Source organism: Paenibacillus azoreducens, assembly GCF_021654775.1.
Lineage (GTDB): Bacteria > Bacillota > Bacilli > Paenibacillales > Paenibacillaceae > Paenibacillus_AQ > Paenibacillus_AQ azoreducens.
Genome location: NZ_AP025343.1, coordinates 4,027,598 through 4,050,080 on the forward strand (window position 1 = coordinate 4,027,598; position 22,483 = coordinate 4,050,080).

General features: G+C 47.3%; 20 protein-coding genes and 1 other annotated feature. Of the genes, 5 read left to right on the forward strand and 15 right to left on the reverse strand.

What is annotated here, in order from left to right; all coding sequences use genetic code 11:
* Positions 1 to 9: 9 nt before the first annotated feature.
* The 3 genes from L6442_RS17785 to L6442_RS17795 all read right to left on the reverse strand — a co-directional run bounded on the left by L6442_RS17785 (position 10) and on the right by L6442_RS17795 (position 3,794).
* Positions 10 to 843: an FAD binding domain-containing protein gene (locus tag L6442_RS17785; protein WP_212980625.1), complete on the reverse strand. Its 834-nt coding sequence runs from the start codon at positions 841 to 843 to the stop codon at positions 10 to 12.
* On the reverse strand, positions 830 to 3,157 hold the full coding sequence (locus L6442_RS17790) for a xanthine dehydrogenase family protein molybdopterin-binding subunit (RefSeq protein WP_212980624.1): 2,328 nt from the start codon (positions 3,155 to 3,157) through the stop codon (positions 830 to 832). The genes L6442_RS17785 and L6442_RS17790 overlap by 14 nt, the downstream gene beginning before the upstream one ends.
* A gap of 211 nt (positions 3,158 to 3,368) precedes the next feature.
* The gene (locus tag L6442_RS17795; protein WP_212980623.1) at positions 3,369 to 3,794 is read right to left on the reverse strand and encodes a VOC family protein; all 426 of its coding nucleotides are present in this window, start codon (positions 3,792 to 3,794) and stop codon (positions 3,369 to 3,371) included.
* Between the two features lie 198 nt (positions 3,795 to 3,992).
* Between L6442_RS17795 and L6442_RS17800 the strand changes: the two genes are divergently transcribed.
* The gene (locus L6442_RS17800; protein ID WP_212980622.1) at positions 3,993 to 4,691 is read left to right on the forward strand and encodes a YetF domain-containing protein; all 699 of its coding nucleotides are present in this window, start codon (positions 3,993 to 3,995) and stop codon (positions 4,689 to 4,691) included.
* Positions 4,692 to 4,767: 76 nt separating this feature from the next.
* On the opposite strand, the gene L6442_RS17805 is transcribed toward L6442_RS17800, so the two are convergent.
* The 3 genes from L6442_RS17805 to L6442_RS17815 form a co-directional block, all read right to left on the reverse strand.
* On the reverse strand, positions 4,768 to 5,745 hold the full coding sequence (locus L6442_RS17805) for a phosphotransferase enzyme family protein (RefSeq protein WP_212980621.1): 978 nt from the start codon (positions 5,743 to 5,745) through the stop codon (positions 4,768 to 4,770).
* Positions 5,735 to 6,307: a GNAT family N-acetyltransferase gene (locus L6442_RS17810; RefSeq protein ID WP_212980620.1), complete on the reverse strand. Its 573-nt coding sequence runs from the start codon at positions 6,305 to 6,307 to the stop codon at positions 5,735 to 5,737. Before L6442_RS17810 ends, L6442_RS17805 begins: the two co-directional genes overlap by 11 nt.
* Positions 6,308 to 6,412: 105 nt before the next feature.
* Complete coding sequence (locus tag L6442_RS17815; RefSeq protein ID WP_237099966.1) at positions 6,413 to 7,465, reverse strand: glycoside hydrolase family 88/105 protein; 1,053 nt, start codon at positions 7,463 to 7,465, stop codon at positions 6,413 to 6,415.
* A gap of 254 nt (positions 7,466 to 7,719) precedes the next feature.
* On the opposite strand from L6442_RS17815, the gene L6442_RS17820 reads away from it, so the two are divergent.
* Complete coding sequence (locus tag L6442_RS17820; protein ID WP_212980619.1) at positions 7,720 to 8,601, forward strand: AraC family transcriptional regulator; 882 nt, start codon at positions 7,720 to 7,722, stop codon at positions 8,599 to 8,601.
* A 167-nt stretch (positions 8,602 to 8,768) separates the two neighbouring features.
* On the opposite strand, the gene nhaC is transcribed toward L6442_RS17820, so the two are convergent.
* The 5 genes from nhaC to L6442_RS17845 all read right to left on the reverse strand — a co-directional run bounded on the left by nhaC (position 8,769) and on the right by L6442_RS17845 (position 14,574).
* Positions 8,769 to 10,157 (reverse strand): Na+/H+ antiporter NhaC, encoded by a 1,389-nt coding sequence (nhaC, locus tag L6442_RS17825; RefSeq protein ID WP_212980618.1) that lies wholly within the window; start codon positions 10,155 to 10,157, stop codon positions 8,769 to 8,771.
* A gap of 888 nt (positions 10,158 to 11,045) precedes the next feature.
* Positions 11,046 to 12,074, reverse strand: a complete 1,029-nt coding sequence (locus L6442_RS17830) for an NAD(P)H-dependent amine dehydrogenase family protein (protein ID WP_212980617.1) — start codon at positions 12,072 to 12,074, stop codon at positions 11,046 to 11,048.
* 101 nt (positions 12,075 to 12,175) lie between these two features.
* Positions 12,176 to 13,009, reverse strand: a complete 834-nt coding sequence (locus L6442_RS17835) for a MerR family transcriptional regulator (RefSeq protein ID WP_212980616.1) — start codon at positions 13,007 to 13,009, stop codon at positions 12,176 to 12,178.
* A gap of 34 nt (positions 13,010 to 13,043) precedes the next feature.
* Entirely contained in the window at positions 13,044 to 13,955 is a 912-nt protein-coding gene (locus L6442_RS17840; protein WP_212980615.1) for an alpha/beta fold hydrolase, read from the reverse strand.
* A 4-nt stretch (positions 13,956 to 13,959) separates the two neighbouring features.
* On the reverse strand, positions 13,960 to 14,574 hold the full coding sequence (locus L6442_RS17845; RefSeq protein WP_194231559.1) for a TetR/AcrR family transcriptional regulator: 615 nt from the start codon (positions 14,572 to 14,574) through the stop codon (positions 13,960 to 13,962).
* Between the two features lie 195 nt (positions 14,575 to 14,769).
* On the opposite strand from L6442_RS17845, the gene L6442_RS17850 reads away from it, so the two are divergent.
* The gene (locus L6442_RS17850; RefSeq protein WP_212980614.1) at positions 14,770 to 15,375 is read left to right on the forward strand and encodes a DUF1349 domain-containing protein; all 606 of its coding nucleotides are present in this window, start codon (positions 14,770 to 14,772) and stop codon (positions 15,373 to 15,375) included.
* Positions 15,376 to 15,457: 82 nt separating this feature from the next.
* On the opposite strand, the gene L6442_RS17855 is transcribed toward L6442_RS17850, so the two are convergent.
* Both L6442_RS17855 and L6442_RS17860 read right to left on the reverse strand, forming a co-directional pair.
* Positions 15,458 to 16,984 carry a cardiolipin synthase gene (locus L6442_RS17855; protein WP_212980613.1) on the reverse strand — a complete coding sequence of 509 codons (1,527 nt, stop codon included), beginning with the start codon at positions 16,982 to 16,984 and terminating at the stop codon, positions 15,458 to 15,460.
* 28 nt (positions 16,985 to 17,012) lie between these two features.
* Positions 17,013 to 17,429: a winged helix-turn-helix transcriptional regulator gene (locus L6442_RS17860; RefSeq protein ID WP_237099967.1), complete on the reverse strand. Its 417-nt coding sequence runs from the start codon at positions 17,427 to 17,429 to the stop codon at positions 17,013 to 17,015.
* A gap of 231 nt (positions 17,430 to 17,660) precedes the next feature.
* On the opposite strand from L6442_RS17860, the gene ahlS reads away from it, so the two are divergent.
* The gene (ahlS, locus tag L6442_RS17865; RefSeq protein ID WP_212980612.1) at positions 17,661 to 18,509 is read left to right on the forward strand and encodes an AhlS family quorum-quenching N-acyl homoserine lactonase; all 849 of its coding nucleotides are present in this window, start codon (positions 17,661 to 17,663) and stop codon (positions 18,507 to 18,509) included.
* Between the two features lie 259 nt (positions 18,510 to 18,768).
* On the opposite strand, the gene asd is transcribed toward ahlS, so the two are convergent.
* On the reverse strand, positions 18,769 to 19,854 hold the full coding sequence (asd, locus tag L6442_RS17870) for an aspartate-semialdehyde dehydrogenase (RefSeq protein ID WP_212980611.1): 1,086 nt from the start codon (positions 19,852 to 19,854) through the stop codon (positions 18,769 to 18,771).
* Between the two features lie 178 nt (positions 19,855 to 20,032).
* Positions 20,033 to 20,294 (reverse strand) — a binding site (T-box leader).
* A gap of 158 nt (positions 20,295 to 20,452) precedes the next feature.
* Between asd and L6442_RS17875 the strand changes: the two genes are divergently transcribed.
* Complete coding sequence (locus L6442_RS17875) at positions 20,453 to 21,373, forward strand: copper amine oxidase N-terminal domain-containing protein (RefSeq protein WP_212980610.1); 921 nt, start codon at positions 20,453 to 20,455, stop codon at positions 21,371 to 21,373.
* A gap of 147 nt (positions 21,374 to 21,520) precedes the next feature.
* On the opposite strand, the gene L6442_RS17880 is transcribed toward L6442_RS17875, so the two are convergent.
* Positions 21,521 to 22,360, reverse strand: a complete 840-nt coding sequence (locus L6442_RS17880) for a DNA alkylation repair protein (RefSeq protein WP_212980662.1) — start codon at positions 22,358 to 22,360, stop codon at positions 21,521 to 21,523.
* Positions 22,361 to 22,483: the final 123 nt, after the last annotated feature.

A 22,483-nucleotide genomic window follows, 5' to 3' on the forward strand; every position in this document is an offset into this window, starting at 1 on the left:
AGGCATGCTTCACCTCCCTCCCAATGTATCCAAGGCTTCTTCCAGCGTTAGTTTCAGCACAAATTCCCGGTACGCGGCGGATCCTTCGGCATTCGACACAACCTGCGCCGGGAGCTTTGCGACGGCCCGATCCATTTTTTCCTTTAGCGACAGCGTCGGGTCGTTCAACACCTGCTCAATTGCGGCGGAACGGAAAGGAAAGGCGCAAACGCCGCTAAACGCCACGCGAATCTGATCATCTTTCCTCAAAGCAGCCAACGTAACGAGGGGATAAGCGACGTTGCCGATCAGCCGTTTTTTGGCATGAAAGTACGGCAAGGATACATACACCCGGTCCGTTTTGATTTGCACAAGAAATTCCCCGCTATTTAGCTTTAAATGTTCTTTGAACACCTCATGAATAGATACCTCTTTCATTCCCTCCTGACCCGCTATGAGCACGTGACTGTCGGCCAACAATAACGGGAGAACGGCCTCGCGATAATGAATGATCCCCGAGATGTTCCCCCCGATCGTAATTTTATTTCGCGCCGTTTGGTCGGCGACACCCTGTGAAGCTTCGCTGAGCAGCGGAAACGGATTTGCCGCGGATAAGACCGACAACGTGACGCAGGATCCAACAACCAGCTGATCTTTATGGAATTCCATTACGCCGCATTCCGGTATGGACTTCAAATCAACTACCGCTCGAGGTTGAATTAAATTCCTTCGGGCCCGCGTGATAATTTCCGTTCCCCCCGAATAATAGACAGGACTCTTTCCTTGTGTATGCAGATGCTGGAATAATTCCACTGCCTCCATGACGGAAGCCGGCCGATAATATTCGAAATCAAATGGGATCATGAACCTTCCTCCAGATTCTTTCCGGCGTTAGGGGCAGCTCGTTAAGTTCGGTGCCGGCGGCGGCGGACAAGGCACTCGCCAATGCCGCTGGCATGCCGATAATGCCGTGCTCGCCGATTCCGCGCAGTCCATATGGCGCTTCCAAATGCGGGGTCTCGACAAAATCAACGAAATACGCCGGCTGCTCCCCGTACCGGATCAGCTTATAGATTCGCAGCTGCGTATTTGAGACGATGCCTTTATCGTTGAACAGAAACGTTTCCCTGCTGGCCAAACTGAGCCCCATGCTCATGCCTCCTGTTAATTGACCGCGCGCCATCACCGGATTGATCACTTTCCCGGCATCAATGACCGTAACCGCTTTGATGATCCGGTAGGTAAAATCCCTTGTATTCAATTCCACTTCAACCGCCTGTGCGCCCACGGTCCACTCCGGTCCGGGATTCCCTCTACCCGTTTCAGGATCCAGTTCTGTAATATCGCGCATCGTATAGCTTCCCCGGCCGATGACCTGGCTTCCTACCGTTCCTCCTTCCGGAAGCTTGTATCCGTGGGCGATCGTTTCAATGTCAATCCCGATGTCATGCGCATCCTTGCAATAGACCCTTCCGCCTCCAACTTCCAATTCTTCCGCCGGGCGCTTCAGCGCAAATGAAGCCGTACTCTTCAGCTGTTCGATCGCATCGTCAGCCGCCTTCATCAGCGCGTTGCCAACCAGAAAGGTACTTCGGCTCGCCACGGTTTTCCAAAGCTGGGGTTCGGTTTCGGTATTTACGTCGGTTGAAATATGGATCTTTCGCTCATCCATTCGCAGCCGTTCGGCCAGCATTTGCGTGAGCGCCGTTCGGGTGCCTTGACCGATCTCAACGGCTCCGCACAGCAAATTCACGCTTCCGTCGGCATTAAATATTACGACAGCCCCTGCCCCGGCATCCGCCGGCGTATTCGAGTTTTTCCAGAAGCAGGACACTCCCATCGCCTTGATGAGATAGCCTTTGGATTCCACGATGCTCCTGTCATCCCACTGGATGATTTCATGCAATTTTGCTATGCACCTGGGCAAATCGCCCACCTTGCTTCGGTTCAACAAAGTTTGCGTCGGGGTCGTATCTCCTGGCCCAATCGCGTTATGAAAACGAAACTCCAAAGGGTCCATCTGCGCTTTTTGGGCCAAGGCATCCATGGCTCTTTCCATCGCGAACGTTAGCTCCAAATGTCCGAATCCCCGAAAGGAGGTTGAATAAGGGTGATTGGTATACATGCATAACGAGTCGCAATGGAGGTTATCGATACGGTAAGGCCCTGTGCAATCGGTGGCTCCCGCCCGACTCATAATAACTCCGCGGTCCGAATAAGCTCCGCCGTCAAACAAATGCATAATTTCAGCGGCGGCAATTTTGCCGTCCCGGGTGCAGCCCAGCCTGATTCTGGATTCGAGCCCGATATGAACCGGAGACGAGACCATATCCTGCTCCCTGGAATTCACCAGTTTTACAGGTCTGCCGTTAGCGGCCCTCGAAGCCAAAAGGGCGAGAAACTCCAATTGGATTGCAGCCTTTCCACCGAATCCTCCTCCGACCAACGGGGTATGGACATTGATTTTGTGAAGCGGGATACGAAAATAATGGCTGATTTGCTTCCGGATGATATAGGGGGATTGCGAAGCGGAATGGATATTCACAGTTCCATCAGGCAGGATTTCCGCGATGCTGCACCTCGTTTCCATGGCGGCATGATCGGACTGCGGCAAACGGACATGAACTTCGACGGTGTGTACGCTTTGCTTCCAGCCTTCATCCATATTTCCTTTGCGGATCCTGGTGCGGTTGGCGATGTTCGTGCCCGGCTCGGGGTAGACTGCTTCTTCTCCATGGTATGTAGCGAGATGTTCATGAATAAGGGGGGCATTTTTCTGATAAGCTTCGCTGGGGGAATGCACGATCGGCAGCGGTTCGTATTCGACTTTGATTCGGAAAGCGGCCATTTCTGCAATATATTCCGAATCGGCGACGACTACAGCGACAGGCTCGCCATAGTATCTCACTTTGTCGATGGCGATCGGCGGCCTGTCTTCCAGCGGGGACCCCGTCAATACCGGAAAATATTGCCCCGTAATAATCGCTCTTACTCCGGGAATGTTCCAAGCCTGCGAGGAATCAATCGATTTGATTTTGGCGTGAGCATGCGGGCTGGCCGCGAGTTTGGCATACAGTAACCCTGGCCTTGTGATATCGTCCACATAGCAGGCCGTTCCGGTCACTTTTTGCCATGATTCCTTCCTCGGAACGCTTTTTCCGACTGATGAACGGTCCATGGCTCCCTCCTTGGATCTTGAATTAAACAGATCAATTCAATTACTCCTCAGACTATTAATATGGGGGAACGATTTGTCCTTATTAACCAAAATACAATACAAGCGCAAAAAGAAACCGTTCTTTGGAAATGAATGCCCATCCAAAGGAACGGTTTTTTTTGCACTTTCAATATTCATGGATGACATTGCACCCTATGAATTTAGAAAAACATTATTGGTGCGAATCGGTAAAAATTTGCCAGGTAACGCCAAACTTATCGATTACAATGGCGTAAGCAGGACTAAAAAACGTCTCTTGTAGAGGCATTTCAACTTGTCCGCCTTCTTTCAAGGCTTGGAAGAACTGGGATGACTGTTCTTTGTCGTTGGATGAAATACAAATGGTGACCTGGTTTCCGGATTGATGTGGTTGACCGGGAAATGTATCGGAAAACATAATGACATCTTCCCCGATTTGTATCGTTGCATGTGATACGAGGCTTTTGGCTTCCGCCGGTAAAGGCATTTCAGGGTTTTCCGGCATTTCTCCAAACGTTTGTTTAAAAGCAACTTTGGCACCTAATGTCTTTTCATAAAATTGAATCGCTTCAGTTGCATTACCGTTCATAACGAAATATGGTATCAGTTTAACAGCCACAGCCAAACAACCTCCTATGTTCCCAATATATTTTCGCTTCTACTTTCTCAAATCAAGACCTAGTATAACACTCGATTGTAAAATCAATACCAAGATAGTTGAAGAAAAACCTTATGACAAATTCAGTTTTTGTGATTATCCAAATCCATTTTCGGAAATGACTGTATAAGGAATCATTTGCGCATATGGAGATGAATCATGGATAGCATTTGGGAATACTCTGTTAGGACCTTATTAAGTTTTGTGATTTTGCTGATATTAACCAGGCTTTCTGGAAAAAAGCAATTAAGTCATATGACGTTTTTCACCTATATTACAGGCATTGCGCTTGGCAATATAGCCGGTGATACGATCGTCCATAAAGATATACCGATCTATGCCGGTATTACCGGAATGACATTGTGGACTATACTGACGATTTTCATAGAGAAAATATGCCTTAAATCGCCTTGGCTTAGGGATATACTCGATGGGGAACCGGCAATCGTCATCCAGAAAGGCAAAATACAAACCAAAGCCATGGCTTTGAGCAAATTAAATATGGACGATTTAAGCATGCTGCTTAGGGAAAAGGACATTTTTTCCATTCGGGAAGTTGACTATGCGATTCTGGAACCCAACGGACAACTCAGTGTCTTAAAGAAGCAGGAAAACGACTATCCAACCAAAAAGGATATGAAAATCCCTACCCAAGAGCGCTTATATCTCCCTACTAAGCTTATTGTCGATGGCAAAATCATGGAGCAGAACCTAAAGAATCTGCATTTCGATCACGATTGGCTTGATCAGCAAATTAAAAAGTTAGGGGCGAATTCCGTTCAGGAAGTATTTTTTGCCGAGCTGCAAAGCGACGGAAGCGTTTATCTGGATAAAAAACAAGAGCAGCAAAACGGATAGCGCAAGGCTGCAAAAAAAGGGCGCAAGCTCTAGCCATGCGTGTCAACTTTTTTTCGCGCCCTGTCTTTTTGATCGACTAAGCGATATAAAATATGCTTTTACCCGCTAAAAAAGGATTGCAGTAATTGGCGCATAGCCGTGGCATCCGTTCACGCATCCAGGCATGCACGGATTCATTCTCCATCTGAAAGGCATAATATCCGATGATCGCAACCAGCATAAAACCTTCAATCAATACCCTGTCGTCTGTATGCATGCCGCTGTGCCCGTAATATCCTTCAAGAAAGATGTCCCGATGGTCGGCAGGAATCATTTGCGCACCCATAGCGGCATCCAATAAATAATACCCTGTACCGAAAAAGCCAAAATCAATAAAGCTCATTTCTCCTTCAGCAGTCACGATCACATTGCCCATACCCAGATCGCCATGAATAAGTCCCCATGTTTCGGCCGTTTTTCCTTTTTCCTCAAGCCGGGAGTTAATCAGCCTAATCGTTTGTTCAATGATCGCAACATCCGCAGACGTAAATAATCCCCGCTCCAGCCCCTTATGAATAATTTTGACCATCTGATTGTTATAGGGGATCCCTTGGCTAGGTCGCTTCTCCAAACCGTCATGTGGATACTCGCGGAAAAATGAATGGAGCTCACCAAGCTGATGACCAAGTTTTCTGACCACTTCACGTTCGATCAAGTCTTCCTTGTTCAGATCCCTTCCTTTCAGCCACGTCAACAGTGAGCAATTTAAACGGACTCCATTCTGTTCGATGACTGTAATCAACTCTCCATCAAGATTGCGCAGCGGCTGCTGAGCCGTAACACCGCTTCGGGATGCCAATTGTTCAAGCATTTGCAGTTCCCCGTGCAGTCCGTCGTATGTATGCTGTAACCCTGCCATCCCATCTTTGACCGGCTGGTGAATCCGCAGCAAATAAGAGTTCCCTTCAGCGTCATCCACCCTGTATGTTCGATTCTCGTTATGCCTCAGAAAATTTAACACAGGCTGATGAAGATCATACCTGTTTAAAATACCGTAAATGTCTTCATCTTTCATTGAAAGCATCCTTTCTTGCCCATTCCGACTTCAAAATCCCATATTGATATTCATCCACCCATTGGCCTTTCGACATATAGTTTTGCAATAAATGCCCTTCCCTTCTCATACCCACACGTTCAAGCACGGCAGCGGATTTGCGGTTCCGGACGTCCGTAAAGGCGATGATTTTATGTTTTGAAAGTGAATCAAAAAGATAATGCAGAAGCATGCGGACAGCTTCAGTCGCATAACCCTGCCCCTGATACTCTGGCGCAAGTGTAAAGCCGATTTCAACGATGCGTGGTTCATCCAACGTATGAAGCGCACAATCTCCTATGAGTTGATCAGTCTCGTTTAAAGCGATCGCAAACTGGAACCAGCTTCCGGGAATATCCGGCTGATGTTGGATCTGTTCCTTTACAAACGCTTCCGCTTCGTCGTATTGGTAATTCTCCCATGACTGGAACTTGGCGACTTCCGGATTCGAACGGTACAGATAAAAAGGCTGCGTATCATCCATTCGAAATCTCCTTAACATTAAACGGCTTGATTTTGCAAAAACTTGATCGTCATTTTCCAACGTTTTAACCTCCGGCTCTTGAATATATTTGCGATTCAACCATTTGAACATATGTTCATTCTAACTGTTATGCGTATTCAAAGGGAAGACCGCTTTGAGCCGTAATCACTCAGCGGCCTGGCCGGCATGCGCAAGCGACAACAATATGAGCACTAATCCCTGCCCATATAACGTCGGATAGCACGGAATTTGATTATAGGCCGGAATATTCGGCATTACAGGCGTTCCTCCGGAAACGCCTTGCACTGTTCCTTCCAGATCGATGTACTTCTTCACGCCTTGCAGCGTATTCCGAACAGCTTCTTTATACGTATGATCCAACCAGCCCTTTCGAATACCGGCTAACCATCCCGCCGCAATCCCCGCACTGCCGGACGTTTCCTCGGCAAATTCGGGTTGATCCAATACAGTATTCCATAAACCGCTTTCTCTTTGGTATTGCCTCAAGCCTGCTGCTAGTTGTTGATAGCGCTCTAAGATTTCCTCAGACAGTTGGGTCAGATCATTGATTTCTTCGGCAATCCAGGGGCTAGCCAGGAGAACCCATGCATTGGCGCGTGCCCAACGGGCGGCAGACATATGATTCCCTTCGGCGCCATTCCAACCGTGAAACAGCACACCCGTCTCCGGATCCTGAAGCAGCCGCAAATGGACGAGCAATTGGAATTCCGCTTCTTTGGCGTATTTGCTGTCTCCGGTCAACCTTGCAAGTCTGGCCAAAAAGATGACCGCCATAAATAAGGTGTCCGCCCATGCTTGTTCGGAAAATTGGGCCTCCTCCGTAACGGTATGCTCAAAGGCGCCTTCACGGGTGCGGGGCGCTTCCGACAGCATCCAATCTCCGATCTTCGTTGCGGATTCCAAATACCATCGTTCCCCGGTGATCCGGTACAATGCCGGAAAGATCGCATACGGCGCCATCGAATTGATGACTTTTACCTGATCGCTTTTATGCCTGTTGCGCTCCGTCCACTGCCGCAAATAATCAATCGCTTTGGGATCGCCTGCCAATTGCCCGTAGGCAAGGATTGAAATAACTCCGACCCCCGGTACCCAGTCCCATTTTTCAATATCCATTCCCCAGTCGCTTGCCGGGGCATCGATCATCCGGTGAAATACGCGTTCCGCCAATTCCTTGAATTGATTTTTCATACTCATTTGCCCACTCCCTAACCAAGATTAACTACCTAATGCGCTTCAATTAATGGCGCCTGATTTAAATGTAAAGGATTTGATCCTGCCAGGCTTGGTTTCTTGTACAGAAATTATGGGGATTTTTCCATAAACTCGGGAGAGCTTTCGCATAAAACATGATAAAATTTACTTACTCCCAGCAAGTGAGATTTGAAGCGCCGCACGATGCCGGTTCACCATGTCTATCATCTTATTTTGGGAACAGGAGACTTCATATCATGGACTCAAGTTATATCCCTACTGACTATCGAATGGATGACGAAACAAATCGCTTTCTGGATCATTTTCCTGTCCATTGTTTTTTTCGCAGCGGTATGATCGGCCAAAATAAGATGCATGCCCATCGGGGCTATGAGCTCTATTTTTGCATGGAGGGTTATGGCAAGCTGCTGGTCACAGATCGCATGTACTCATTGCTTCCAGGCGCCGTTGCCATTATCAAGCCGTATGTTCTGCATCGGCCATCTGTTGTCGGAACGAAACCTCTGCACCGAGTCGTGCTTGCGCTGGATGAACATTATGTACAGACATTCGACCCGTTGCCGGGAATGAAGCGCTGCGTTGACATGGTGTTCGCCGAACCGCAGCCCTTCTGGCAATTAAGTGATGAGAAAATGTTGGCAGCAAGAAGGATTCTGCAGCAGCTTGCCCGGGAGATTACCGAACGGCCGGATTTTTACGAAACAGCTATGCTTTCTCTGCTTGCCGAATTATTCGTCATGCTGGCAAGAGAACAGCATTCCACTTCCAGTGCGAACGATCATGAGGACACCGCGTTTCATTTAACTGAGCGCATTTTAAGTTATTTATCCGCTCATTATGCCGACCCGATTGAGGTCAGCCGTTTGCATGAACGCTTTAATGTCTCGAGGTCGCATATGTACGAACAATTCAAGCAGTCAACCGGCTACTCCTTAAACCGTTATCTAACGATATATCGTATCAATCAGGCCAAAAGGCTTCTTGTAGATACACCACTCCCTGTGACCGAGGTTGCTTCCGCCGCCGGTTTTGGCGATCTCTCGCATTTCTTCCATACGTTCAAAAGCGAAACGGGCATAACGCCAAGCACGTTTCGCAAGCAAAATCGGAACGAATGATACCCGCATTATTAAACGGATTGCCTAGGGCATTCGGGGAGTTTTTCATGCTTCGCGCAAGATTTCCTGAATGTGAGCCGGATGCGCAATGCATGCCCCAAGGAAACAAAAAAAGCCTTGTCTCCTGAAAATCCAGATGACAAGGCTTTTTCGCAGCAATCAATATGTTATTTTGCTATCGCTTTTTCGCTGCCAAGCGAATTCCTCTGCAATCGTGGAATCAGGGCATAGGCAAACGTAAATATCGGACTTAGCCACAAAAAGGTTGCATAAGGTATATATTCGACAACCGGTACCCCAAGGGTCGCAGCAAAAAAGGCGCCGCTCACGCCCCATGGAATCAGCGGGTTCACCAGCGTGCCGCAGTCTTCCAACGTCCGTGATAATGTCTTCGCCGGAAGAGTTCTGCGGGCATATTCATCCTTAAACATTTGGCCAGGCAGCAGGATTGAAAGATACTGCTCGCCTGTCATGGCGTTGACCGCGATCGATGACGCGCCTGTCATCAGGACGATGCTGCTGCTCCGCTTCAACGGCTCGACGAGTTTACGGAAAAAAGCTTCGATAACGCCGCAATGCTGCAGCAAACCTCCCAGTGATAACGCAATGAGGATCAGGGATACGGACCACATCATCGATTGCAACCCGCCACGGTTAACGATGGAAGCTACCGTTTCGTTTGCAATCGTGCTTTTGTAACCATTCTGCATCACGTTAAACCAGACGTCGACGGCCGTCTGATGCTGAATAAGCGCGGTCACGAGGAGTCCGGTAACGATTCCGGTAATCAGTGTCGGCAGAATCGGAATCCGCTTGAAGGAACAAGCAATAACGGCAAACGGCGACAACAAAGTCAGCCAGTGGATATGGAAGCCGCCTTGCAAAGCAAGTTTGATCTGATCGATTGAAGTTAGATCGACGTTATCGGCCTTGGGCGCAAACAAGAAAAAGACGGTGGTTGCGACAAGCGCCGGCACGGTTGTGTACATCATGTTGCGGATATGAGTGTAAATGGAAACGCCTGCCACAGCAGGGGCAAAATTCGTCGTATCGGATAAAGGCGACATTTTATCGCCAAAACAAGCTCCGCATGCGATCGCTCCGGCTGCCAAGGTCGGCGAAACGCCCGTCGTCATGGCAATTCCCATAAAAGCGACACCAACGGTGCTGACGGTTGTAAACGAGCTGCCGGTAAACATCGACACAACGATGGTGACATATAACGCGCTGATTGCAAAATAATGCGGTTCAATATAATCCAATCCGTAATATAAAATCGTCGGCACCGTTCCGCTCATCATCCATACGGCGATCAGAATCCCGATAAGCGAAAGGATGAGAATCGGCATAATGGCCGTTTGGATGCCTTGAATAATTGCTGATTCAAGCTTCTTCCACGGAAATCCATAGATGCGCAGCAAAGCGGCCGTACCAACGGTCGTTGCCAGCAACGGGAGATGCGGCTGTGCTTTTAATAGAAAGATGGATAGAAACAAAAATGCCAGAATAAAAACGATGAGAATGATACTTTTGGTAAAACTAAGCTGTCGTTCCATGATGAAAAAAGACTCCCTTATGCATTGTTTTGCGGATGCAGCTATATATCCTCGATCCGCTAATGAAAATAAGATGATGCTTCATATTTGCTTTTTGGCTTTTTCGCTTTTTGGCGTAGAAGCACAGGGGTACTATATACGATACGAACCAATGAGTCAATGTTATAAGTTTACATATATGGTGTTTTTACATGCTGAAGAAATGAATACACATAGCGAAAACCGGGCTGTCCCCAAAGTAGGTTAGTAGTTTGCTGATCAGACGAATTAGAAACGGTTGGGTAACCCAAAAGTGACGAGCAGAGCTTGTTCTGCATCGACGCATTGCGAAGTCACACAACACTCTAACGGACACAGCTGACGCTATTGTAGGCAATTTCGACCATTGTGATTTCTAACGGACACAGCTGCAGTTATTTAGTGAAAAAACTCGCTTTTGATGGTGTTTATGGGCAGTTAAGCGCTGTGGTGTCCGTTACATTTTTAAAATAGCTGTTTTTAGCCATTTAGCGGTCGTGGTGTCCGTTAGAATCGGAAGCGTAGGCGGAGGCCGCAGTTCATACTGTCCCAAAATGATGCTCAAAGTGATCCTTTACGTTTACCCGCAAATGGTTTACTTTTGCCGTGGCATCGAAAAGCTGCTGCAAGAAAACCTCCTAGGGCAACAGTCATTCCGGAGTTTCTCCTTGCGAGGGCCAGAGAAGGTCCACGCCGAGTTTGGGATTGTGGCTTTGGCCCACAATCTACCGAAGGTGGCGGGCATCCGCACCGCTGCTTTCCTGCAAAAGCGACAGAACAAAAAAAGTTGGACGGAAAACATGACGTTTTCCCGACCAACTTTTTATTTGGGGGACTTATTGGACAGCCCCTTAAAATGAATCTATCATTTTATTTAACGTAGTAATGAAGCGGATAAGTGCGGTATGCCGCCGGAGGCATTTTCTCGGAAGTGTAAAAACCTGCCGGTGCCTGAAGCAAATCCGGAATGCGGTTGACGACCGTTGCGCAGGTCAGCTCTACTGTTGCCGGCTGCGTAATGTTCACGACGGTTTCAGGTTCGCCTTTAATGACCCAATCGTTGTGGTCCACTTCGTCCTCGGCATATACTTTACCGATACATTCCGTGACGATCACCGGTCCCTGATGGGTAACGGTAGTAACCACTGCGGACATGCCTGTAGCATCGCCGGCCGGAATCGTTTTGCCAAGCGTAGCCGAATCGAGATCCTTTTCATGCGTCATCGGAACCAGCTGTTGATCCATCGATTTGATGGTCCAGCCGAACTGGGAACACAGCCATTCGTTGGCGTTTCTCATAAAGGACGGAAGATCGTTGTTGCTGGCAATCTTTTCGTCGAATTCCTTCAGCGTCAGACCCGCTCCATGAACTTCCGCAAGCGCGATGCCATACTCTTCGACGTTGTAGCTGGATTTGCCTTCGATTCTCGTAATTTGATGCGTTGCTCCCGCCAGTGCGGTAATCAAATTGCCCCAGAATACATCTTGATACCCCGAACCGCTCAAAGTGCAGTTATTGTCTTTGGCTAGCCGGTCCAAGCGATTTGTCAGCGCCGGGGAGGTCGTCCAAGGATAAAATGCTTCTTCGCATGTGCTGATTGCGTTGACGCCGTGACGGGCAGCCAATTCAAAAGCGCTGTACGTATCCGTCATCAAACTGGTGGTCGAGATGATACATACGTGCGCGTCGCATTCCTTGAATACTTGCTCGGCATCGGAACGGACGGGAACGTTCAACTTCATGCCCAGTCCTGCCACTTCGCCTACGTCTTTGCCGACAACACTCGGATTCATATCAATTGCCCCTACGATTTCCGCGCCTTTTTCATGCAAATATTTCAGGAAAACCTGACCCATTTTACCGCAGCCATACTGAATCACTCTAATTCTTTCATTCATGTGGACAACCTCCTAGATTGTTATTTATTTCACATACTATGTCTTTGATGAATCTTGGGAGCTCCTATGTCCTTATCATAAACTCTATAGTAACTATAGAGTCAAGCCTTTTTGACCGGTACTTGCAGTTTCATAAACATGTTGCGTTCATCATGATGAAAAATCGGCAGTTCCACCACTACTTCGCAAATATAATCCCCGATGATTTCATAGCCATGCTCATGCACGTAATCGAATAATTTATGCGCATACTCACGTTCGCGAAAGAAGCTGTCGCAGTATATGCACAAATAGTCATGCTCAGGGATGATCTCAACGCCAGACTGCATATCAAAATCGTCGTCTACGAACAGGAAAACCTCTGTCGATTCAAACAGCCCCTGCTCCATCGTCTTCTGACGGATAATGGAACCGACATTGCAAAAATAAGCCATTGGCAAATGATTAACGATTGCTTGGGACCGCAGCTCCCGCAGTATATACTCATACGTTTCGAGCGTATTTTCATAAATATTGACTTTGCTGTCGTAGCAATAAATTTTACGCGCGGGAATATGCTGCGAGGTGATTAACCCGTCCTCCGGCGCATTCATGTAAGTATCGTAATTTTTAATGCTGACCTGGACCGCCTTTTTCATCTGATCCAGTTCCGTCATTTTTCGTTCAATGAGGTCCGCTTGCTGACGCAGCATTTCAGGGATCGATTCCACGTCCTCCTTGTCGAACCAATCTTTGATACGGTCCAAGGACATGCCTAAATATTTCATATAATTAATCATGTCCAGCCTCGCGCATTGCTTGATTCCATAATAGCGGTATCCCGTATTTTCATCGACATATTCAGGTTGTAATAGCCCAAGCTTCGCATAATAACGCAGCGTCTGCACAGAGGTATGGTTCAATTCAGCCATGCGTCCGATCGATAATTTCTCCATATCAATAAATCCTTTCATTTCTGACATGTTGATTCTATGTATGCCCGGGCGAAGTCGGATGTTTCGCCAAAAAATCAAGGACAAGCCTGTTAATTTCTTCTTTTTGTTCGATACTTAAAAAATGCCCTGCCCTAGGGACCGTTGCGGTCGTAATATCGGGAATACGGCTTGCTTTTGCCAGAACATCCGGGATAGCTTCACGGTAAATGACCTCATCTTCCCCGACGATGAACAAGGTAGGCACCTTTAGTTGTGACAGTTCTTCATCCGAATAGACAGTCGGAAGCAGCCCAAGCTTCGGCTTGCAATTTTTGTAACTGGCCGTAATCAAAGCTCTGTAGGACATAGGCAGCAGATTCAGGTTATGATGCGGAGACATGCACCAAGTAAACGCGCGATCGATCATATACTTGGTCGGGAACATGACGGCCGGGATCATATGGAAATAAAACATCCTGGACAGCGGCGCAAAAGAACTTGCGGGTGCAAGCAGCCCAAGCGAACGTAACCGTTTCGGATAGGCCATCGCAAAATTCAAAGCCAAAAAACCACCCATTGAATGTCCCAATAGATGAAAGTCATTGAGCTGCAGCTCCGCAGCCAGTTCCTGAAGCCACTCTGCGGCTGCTTCGTTGCTTGACATCTGCTTCAAGAGCATGCTTTTGCCAAAATCCCCCGGTACCTCAATGCAGTTCACGTAATAATAGGCAGACCACTCTGCGATATTGGGACTCCACATCAGCGAAGTCGCGGTCATGCCATGAATGAGCAGCAAAGGCGGTTTCGACACATCCCCGGATTTGATGATATGAGTCATGCCAAAACTGGTTGTGACAAAGCAGGATTCATAAGGAACCGGCCATTCGGTAAGCGCCTGGTCATAAGCGGCTGTAAAGCGAGCTTTATTCTCATCGTTTTTAAATATAGATAACACCTTCGTATCCATTGCTTCACTCCTTTACGAAACGGGTATCCGTGAACATTCTCAAAATTTGCCCGATTTGCGGAAATCGTTCCAGCGACGGATACGTCAAGCGGGTAAAGACTACACCGTTCAGCAGCGAGGAATACATCAATGCTTGCCCCATCGGATCTTCCTGAATGAATTCGCCAAGCTTCTGACCTTCCTGAAACAGATCTTTCAGCAAATCCAAAGTTTTGGCCGAATATTCCCTCGAAATCGCTAAAGCTTCCTCCGGTACCGTCTTGGATGTATTGGTCTGCAGCGCAATCAGAAAGAAATGACCGCTTTCCCTTGGGGTCGCAAAAATCCCTTCCGTCATGGCTTTTAATCGTTCATATGGACTGCCGCTGCTCTGCACAGCGCGCCGAATCGTTTCATAGGAGGTCATAAAAGCAGTCTTCGCCAACTCGATATAAATGTCTTCTTTGGAAGAAAAATAATGATAAATCAAACCGTGGCTGAGCTCGGCCTCCCCTACGATATCGCTGATTTTCGTACCCGCATAACCTCGTTCCCCAAACACTTTCGCTCCGGCTGCCAGCAATTGCTGTTTGCGTCGATCCCGAATCTGTTGATTCTGTTCGTCAACTCTGGGAGACATATTGCACATCCTCCTTGTGGTCAATGCTATGTATAAGGCAATCTTATTGATTATTGATTAAAAAGTCAATCTAAAAAGTGAATGTCTTCTATTCACCTATACCCCTTCATTGCCATGATTTTGAAAGTGTAGTAATGTTGAGTCGTTGCACATACATCTTTGCAAACGAAATCATAAGTTGGGGGTTGTTATCCTATGGCGAAAACATCTTATATACCTGCTTCTGTCGAAAAATTAACGATCATGAATGAACCGCAGCATTGGAGTGTGGCGGAAGATGATCTGCTCGTTCGGACGCAATCCGAAACGGATTTCTGGCTAAAGACCCATTACGGCTTCGAAGTCATGAACGGACATGTCTTTTATGAAACGACTGAAACAGACTTCGCAGCAGAAGTTTCCCTTAGTATGACACCCCGGTCAACCTATGACCAGGCCGGATTGTTTGTTATTGTGTCGGAGAACTGTTGGCTTAAAACATCGCTTGAATACATACCGGATGGACCATCGCATTTGGGGGCGGTCGTTACGAATCATGGTTATTCGGATTGGTCCACGCAAAATTACGACAACGCGCATGTCTTGAAACCTTTGGCATTCCGGATCGAACGCAAGCAAGGCGATTATACCGTATTGGCCAAGACACTCCGTAATCCTGACGAATGGGAACAGATCCGAATCGCCCATTTGCATGAAGATTTTGATGCTGCTCCCGTTAAAGTGGGCATTTATTGCTGCAGCCCCACCCAGGATGGCGGTTTCGAAACACGTTTTCACTCTTTTTCTATCGAGAAAAGATAGCTAGCAGCTATCCACTATGCCAAACACCAAAAACGCTGGCGCCCAAACTTTTGGGTGAACAGCGTTTTTTGCAGTGTATTTTTTATAACAGCGGTGAGATCAACCGCATTAGGGATTCCAATATCCGTTTGAGAATGCTTCGTTTCTGGAAGGAGTCCCATGTGATGCGTACGGAGTCGTTGAAGTCTTGTTCAAAATCGCGTTTAATATCCAAAACCGTTTCGGATTCATACAGTACCGCCGCCAGTTCGTAGTTCAGCTCAAAGCTGCGGATATCCATATTGGCTGTGCCGATTGTGGCGATTTCATCATCAACCAGCACGATTTTGGCATGCATAAACCCATCCTTATAATGATAGATAGAGGCCCCTGCCTTGAGGAGCGGCGTAAAATAGGATTGAGAAGCCTGGTCGCTGATCACGCTGTCGCTTTTTCCCGGATATAAAATACGGACATCGATTCCGGCCGCTGCAGATAACCGCAGCAAAGTTAATGTTTCCTGATCCGGTATAAAATATGGCGTCGCGATCCAGAGAGACTTTTTCGCAGATGTCATAACGGCTAACAGGGCATTGCGGATGCTCGTATCATCCGAGCTTGGGCCGCTGGCCACGATCTGAACGGCACCTTCTGTTTGTACCCCATGATCCGGAAAATAGGATCTGTTCATATAACCATCCCAGGAATAATTGCTATTGCCGCTTGTCGCATAAAGCCAGTCTTCCAGAAAAATAGCCTGCAGTTTATAGAGTGCTTTCCCTTCGATTTTCAAGTGACTGTCGCGCCATACAGGAAATTTTTTGGAACGGCCGAGATATTCATCGCCAACGTTAAGGCCGCCTGTAAAACCAATCACACCATCAACAATGACGATTTTGCGGTGGTTACGGTAATTAACCGTTTCGAGAAGCCAAGGCGAAAAAATGGGATCAAACTCGACTACTTCGATTCCGGCGTCTTTCATCGGCTGCAAGAAACGTTTGCGCAGTTTATTGCTTCCGAGGCCGTCAAAGAGAAAACGCACGATCACGCCAGATTCCGCTTTTTGTATCAATGCGTCCCGAATAGCTGTACCGATCTGGTCTGAACGATAGATATAATATTGGATATGGATATGATGCGTGGCATTTTCAATGGCTTGCAAAATTTCTGAAAAGGTCTTGTCGCCGTTGGTCAAGAGCTCGGTTTTTGTATCCGTTGCAACCGGACCGCCGCCGAATCTTTGGATAACCTTGGTTAAATAGTCCGACTTCTCGCTTAATAAAGATGATGGAGCCAAATTCAAACGCCTTCCCGCCAAAATCTCCCGGAATAACTTCCTCTGTTCTTCCGCCCGGTGCAAATGCTTTTTTCGTCTCCAGCGGCTTCTTCCAAAAAGCAGATACAACAGAACCCCGATCGCCGGCAGAAACGCTAATATTAAAAACCATGCCAATGTGCTTTGCGGCGAACGGTTCTCCATAAAAATGATGAAACCAATGCCTATAAGGGATAGCGGCCACAATATACCTATGAGCGTTGACAAGCGTATCACGGATCTGTTCATGGCAAAAAGACCGAGCAGCACAATGATAACCACTATTACGATTTGAAGGACGCGATTTTTCATCTGTAGTAAAATCCACCTTATTCTCGATCTATATTTCGTTCATGCTGTCAGCCCCGCGGGAATCAGTGGCATAAGCAGAGTCATAGCTGGCCCGCGACTCTACAACTTGATCATAATTCACTCTTCCCCACTGCCTTAGCTCTTTCATCGGCTGAAGCAGCGTTTCCCCGAGTGGGGTTAGCGAATATTCGACGCTTGGAGGAACTGTTGGGGTTATGTGTCGTTGAACCAGCCCATCGCGCTCCAGCTTGCGTACCGTCTGGGTCAGCATTTTTTTGGAAATCCCCTCGACCCTCCGGAGTACTTCTCCATATCGGATTTTCCCGTTTTCCATGGCATAAATAACAAGTGCGGTCCACTTATTGGAGATAATGTCAAGAACTTTGCTATAACCGCAATTGGATAACGAAATATCGGGTTTTCTTGCTTTCGATGAAGATGGCAATTGTTTCCCTCCCGTGCGCCTTAGAGTATCCAGGACACCTTAAAGTGCCTACTTATATCATTCTAATTTTTGTATTAAGGTATGTCTATACCAGCATAGCAGCAGCTTGCGCAAGATCTGCCATGGCAAAGGCACCGCCGAGGGGCGATCCGGACGTTCCAAGAGCGGGAAGACACGCACCCGATAAGGGTTATCGTGTACTAGATTTAATCGATGGGAAGGTAATGAAACATGACGAGTATAATTAAAACGCGTCCCAAATTGTATGTATTGGATAACGGCCGAATGAGCATGGATAAAAACTGGATCATCGCCATGCATAATCCGGCTACAATAAATAATCCGAACGTCCCGACGCAATTCGTGGAATTTCCGATCTATACGGTATTGATCGATCATCCTGAAGGAAAAATCTTGTTTGATACAGCCTGCAATCCAAATTCCATGGGCGACCAAGGACGCTGGGCCCAATCGACTCAACTGTCGTCTCCTTGGGTAGCAAGCGAAGAATGCTACTTGCATAATCGGCTTGAACAGCTGCATGTAAGGCCTGAGGATATTAAATACGTCGTTGCCTCCCACTTGCATCTGGACCATGCAGGATGCCTCGAAATGTTCACAAACGCGACCATTATCGTCCATGAGGATGAATTTAACGGAACGCTGCAATCCTACGCCCGTAATGAAAAAGAAGGCGCCTACGTTTGGGCAGACATCGATGCATGGATCAAAAATCGGCTGCAGTGGAAAACGGTCAAACCTGGCGAAGATAATCTGGATCTGGTGGATGGCATCAAAATCTTGAATTTTGGAAGCGGCCATGCCTGGGGAATGTTAGGCCTCCATATTGAAATGCCGGAAACGGGCGGGATCATCCTCGCTTCCGATGCCATTTATACGGCGGAGAGTTACGGTCCTCCAGTTAAGCCTCCCGGCATTATTTATGATACGATCGGCTACCGGAACGCGGTTGAGAAAATCCGGGCTTTGGCAACCCGCACGAATTCCCAAGTGTGGTTCGGGCATGATGCGGATCAATTCAGCCATTTGAGAAAATCGACTGAAGGATATTATGAATAGACAGATCATCTATCGTTTATAGCGAAAGCTACGTTTGAAAAAGCAAGAAGACCGCCAGAAATTTGGCGGTTTTCTCATTTATTTTACTTGGAATGAAACGCAGCACCCTCTTCCAACTCGATCACTTCGCTCTGTACATGAATTGAAAGCGCCATGAAAAAGGCCGCAAATGAAATACATTCATCTACGGCCGGCAAATCAAACGTATGCATTTTGCAAATTGCTCTTCCCAATGCCCTAAGTTTTCTTCATCCAATCCTTATTTCGCCACAATATAACCTTCCGCTTTAAGCAGTTCAGCGATCAGAACGGCTCCGCCTGCTGCCCCGCGCAATGTGTTATGGGACAATCCCACGAATTTATAATCGTATAATGAATCCTCGCGCAGTCTGCCTACCGAAACCCCCATGCCGCGCTCAATGTCGCGATCCAGTTTGGTTTGCGGTCTGTTTTCTTCTTCAAAATACGTAATAAACTGCTTCGGTGCGCTTGGCAGACCCAATTCCTGCGGACGGCCCGCAAATTGGCGCCAACGCTCAATGATTTCTTCTTTCGAAGGTTTATTTTCGAACGATACGAAAACGGTAGCCAAATGACCATCCGTAACAGGGACGCGAATGCATTGAGTCGTAATCAGCGGCGAGCTGGCTTTGACGATTTCCCCGCCTGAAACATGGCCCCAAATGCGCAGCGGCTCCTGTTCGCTTTTCTCTTCCTCCCCGCCGATATACGGGATGACATTATCCAGCATTTCAGGCCAATCGGTGAAGTTTTTGCCTGCTCCCGAAATGGCTTGATAAGTGGATGCAACTACTTGCGTCGGCTTGAAATCAAGCAGTGCATTCAGCGCAGGCACGTAGCTTTGGATGGAGCAGTTCGGCTTCACGGCGATAAAACCGGTTTTGGTTCCGAGACGTTTTCTTTGTGCGGCGATGACTTCAATATGCTCCGGATTGATTTCCGGAATGACCATCGGAACGTCAGGCGTCCAGCGATGAGCCGAATTGTTGGAAATAACAGGCGTGCCCGTTTTGGCATAAGCTTCTTCCAAGGCCCGGATCTCATCTTTTTTCATATCCACGGCGCAAAATACGAAATCGACGTCAGCCGCAACTTCCTCTACCTTCGCGGCATCCTGAACGATAATATTTTTAACTTTCTCCGGAATCGGGCCAGACATTTTCCATCTATTTTGGACGGATTCTTCATAAGTTTTGCCTGCCGATTTGCTGCTGGCCGCAATGCTTACCACTTCAAACCATGGATGTTCATCCAACAGCTGCACGAAGCGCTGCCCAACCATGCCTGTTCCTCCGATAATACCCGCTTTAAGCTTTTCTGACATGTTAGCTCCAATCCTTTCGTTGATGGCATCTCATTTTGTTTGCATCCGCCCATACGGGCCAATGGCCAAAACCTTCTCTGTAGATAACTATTCAAACCATTAGAAATGGGTGTACCTAAATTCAATTATAACGCACATTTTTGATCATATAAAAAAATCCCACCCCCAAGACCGTAGCCTCAGGGACGAGATCTGCATTCTCGTGGTACCACCCCGGATTCGCCAATATGTCGCCATACCAGCCTCTTCAAGTACAGCATTCAGATAGCATATACTTTAGCTCTGTAACAGGAGCTCCTGGCACATCATCCCCTTTATAAATCGGTTCCGATGTGCTGCTCAGAGTCTTTTTTCGATAAAACATTCTTTGCTCCTTTTCAGCGTAGGGGAGCTCTCTGGAAAAGAACGCATTTACCTACTCTTCTCTTCATCGCATTTGATATTAATGATTATAATAATAAAAAATCACCCGGAGGTAAATATATTTTTTCATGCTTTGCGTTCAACGTACTTATGAAATCAGTCATGAATTGTTGACAATCTCCTTTTATCCAACTTTACTAGCTTTATAGCGTTATATAACACAGGAGGTGCAAAGATGAAAAAAAGCTCACAAGCCATATTATTTTGCTTATGTGCCGTTATTTGGTTGTTCCCGGCAATCAACATCGCCTCGGCCGAGACCGGTCCGGAACCCAAAGTCGTCATCAACAACTTCCCATTAGCTGCGGCGGATGTAATATCCCAAAACAATCAGGTGTACTTTAGCCTTACCGAAGCCAAAAGACTCGGTAACCTGACCATAACGTGGAAAAATGCCTCAAAGCAAATATTTATCAAAGATGGTAATACCAATTTATTGCTGACCATCAATCAAGTGACGGCTCACAAGAACGGCGAGACCATCAAACTGGGCGCTGCGCCATTTATCCATAACGGAAGAACCATGGTTCCGCTGCGTTTTGTTTCGGAAGCGTTTGACAGCTCGGTGTTTTGGAATACTTCCACGCACACCGTCTTTATTGCAAAGGCAAGCCCTAAGCTCATTTCGGATGTTCAAAGCGGATCGCTCAGCATCGCCAGAAGCGCAGCCATTAATCTGCCACGTGTATCCCAACTGACAAAAAGTCTTGAGCCGTCTTGGGAAGCGGCAAGCATGCAATATTATTTTCCCAAAGGAGCCTATGATCGTTTTATTGAGGTGAACAATAACTCCATCGGTTATTACCAGGTTTCGAAAAACATCGCTTTCCTGAAATGGCAGGCCTTGATCGGAGATGAGACAAGCACCGAAAATAATCCTTATTTTATTAAAAGAAACCTCATCAACGAAACAGGAGTGCTTCCTTCATTCGATAGTACGGAATTCGCCTCTTTCCGCTATATGCCACAAGCCGGCTCAACCGGATACAGCCTGATTCAGAAGGACAATTGGGAAAACGCCATTTTCAAAGATGCATCCCTGCCGCAGGCAAGAGTGAATCAAAACTACATTATTGTGAACATTCCGGAAGAATAAAACAAGATATACAGCTATTGAAATAACCCCACAAAGTGACGTGTAGCCTTTGAAGCTTATTCCGATTACTTTGCGGGGACCCCGGAAGTTTATCTTTGATATGCTGAACAAGCCGCATTGGATGATCCAACGCGGCTTGTTAGGCAGTCACTTATTGGTCAAACTACGCTGTGCGCGTTTCAGGATGCGCATGGTTTCTTTCGTTCGGGATTCTTCCTCCCATGTCCGGCAAACTTGGAGAACCCATTCTGGCTGCGATTTCCCGGCATCGTTCAACCAGTTTCCAACCGAATCCTGAACGTATTTCGACGGATCGGATTTGACTATCTCAAGCAGCGGCAGCGCCATCTCCGGATTTTCTTTCAGTGCTGCGATATGTTTGGCCCACACTCCTTGCGGGCGCGTCACTTCAATGGCGAATCTTCGAATATTGGCGTTATCGTCACGGGCCCAATCGGATAGTATTCGAATGGACTCCTTGATCTCTTTCGCAACGGATTCCCTGACAGCCATCCATCCGATTTCACGCACGCCAAAATGTTCATCGGCAGCAAAAAAACGGATTCTTTGCAATTTCTGATCTAATGTAAGTTGATCCAAACCTACAATGTAGGCAGCCCAGCATCTGACGCTATCCGAACGATGAGTAGAGAGCACGTCCATAATCTCGGTTCGTTTGGGCTCTGGCATTTGGTACAGCAGTCGAAGCCATTCACTCGCAATCGCCGGGATGGTTTTCATGATCTTCGCGGGAATATTCTCCAATTCGGCTAACATGGTCTCTGAATGCTGTTGTAGCCCGAGCTCGTTCAGGACATGGAGCAGCAGGGTGATATGGTCGATTGCCAGCCATTCAGTCAGGTTTACCGTTTCGAGCCGTCCTTGCTGCAGTAATTGAAGTAATTCTTCAGGAATGTCGCTAACCTTTTTCGCTCCTTTTCTGCCTATGTATGCACATGAGTCGGGAAGCGATTGATTTTTATCGATGGTGATGCACCTGCCTTCTGCATTGGTATATTAACGGCACTGCAGCCTGGCCTGCTGCCAAGCCTATTTCTTTTCCAAAGAATACCCGCTTTCCATATAAAAAGATGTAATGTGAATAACAAC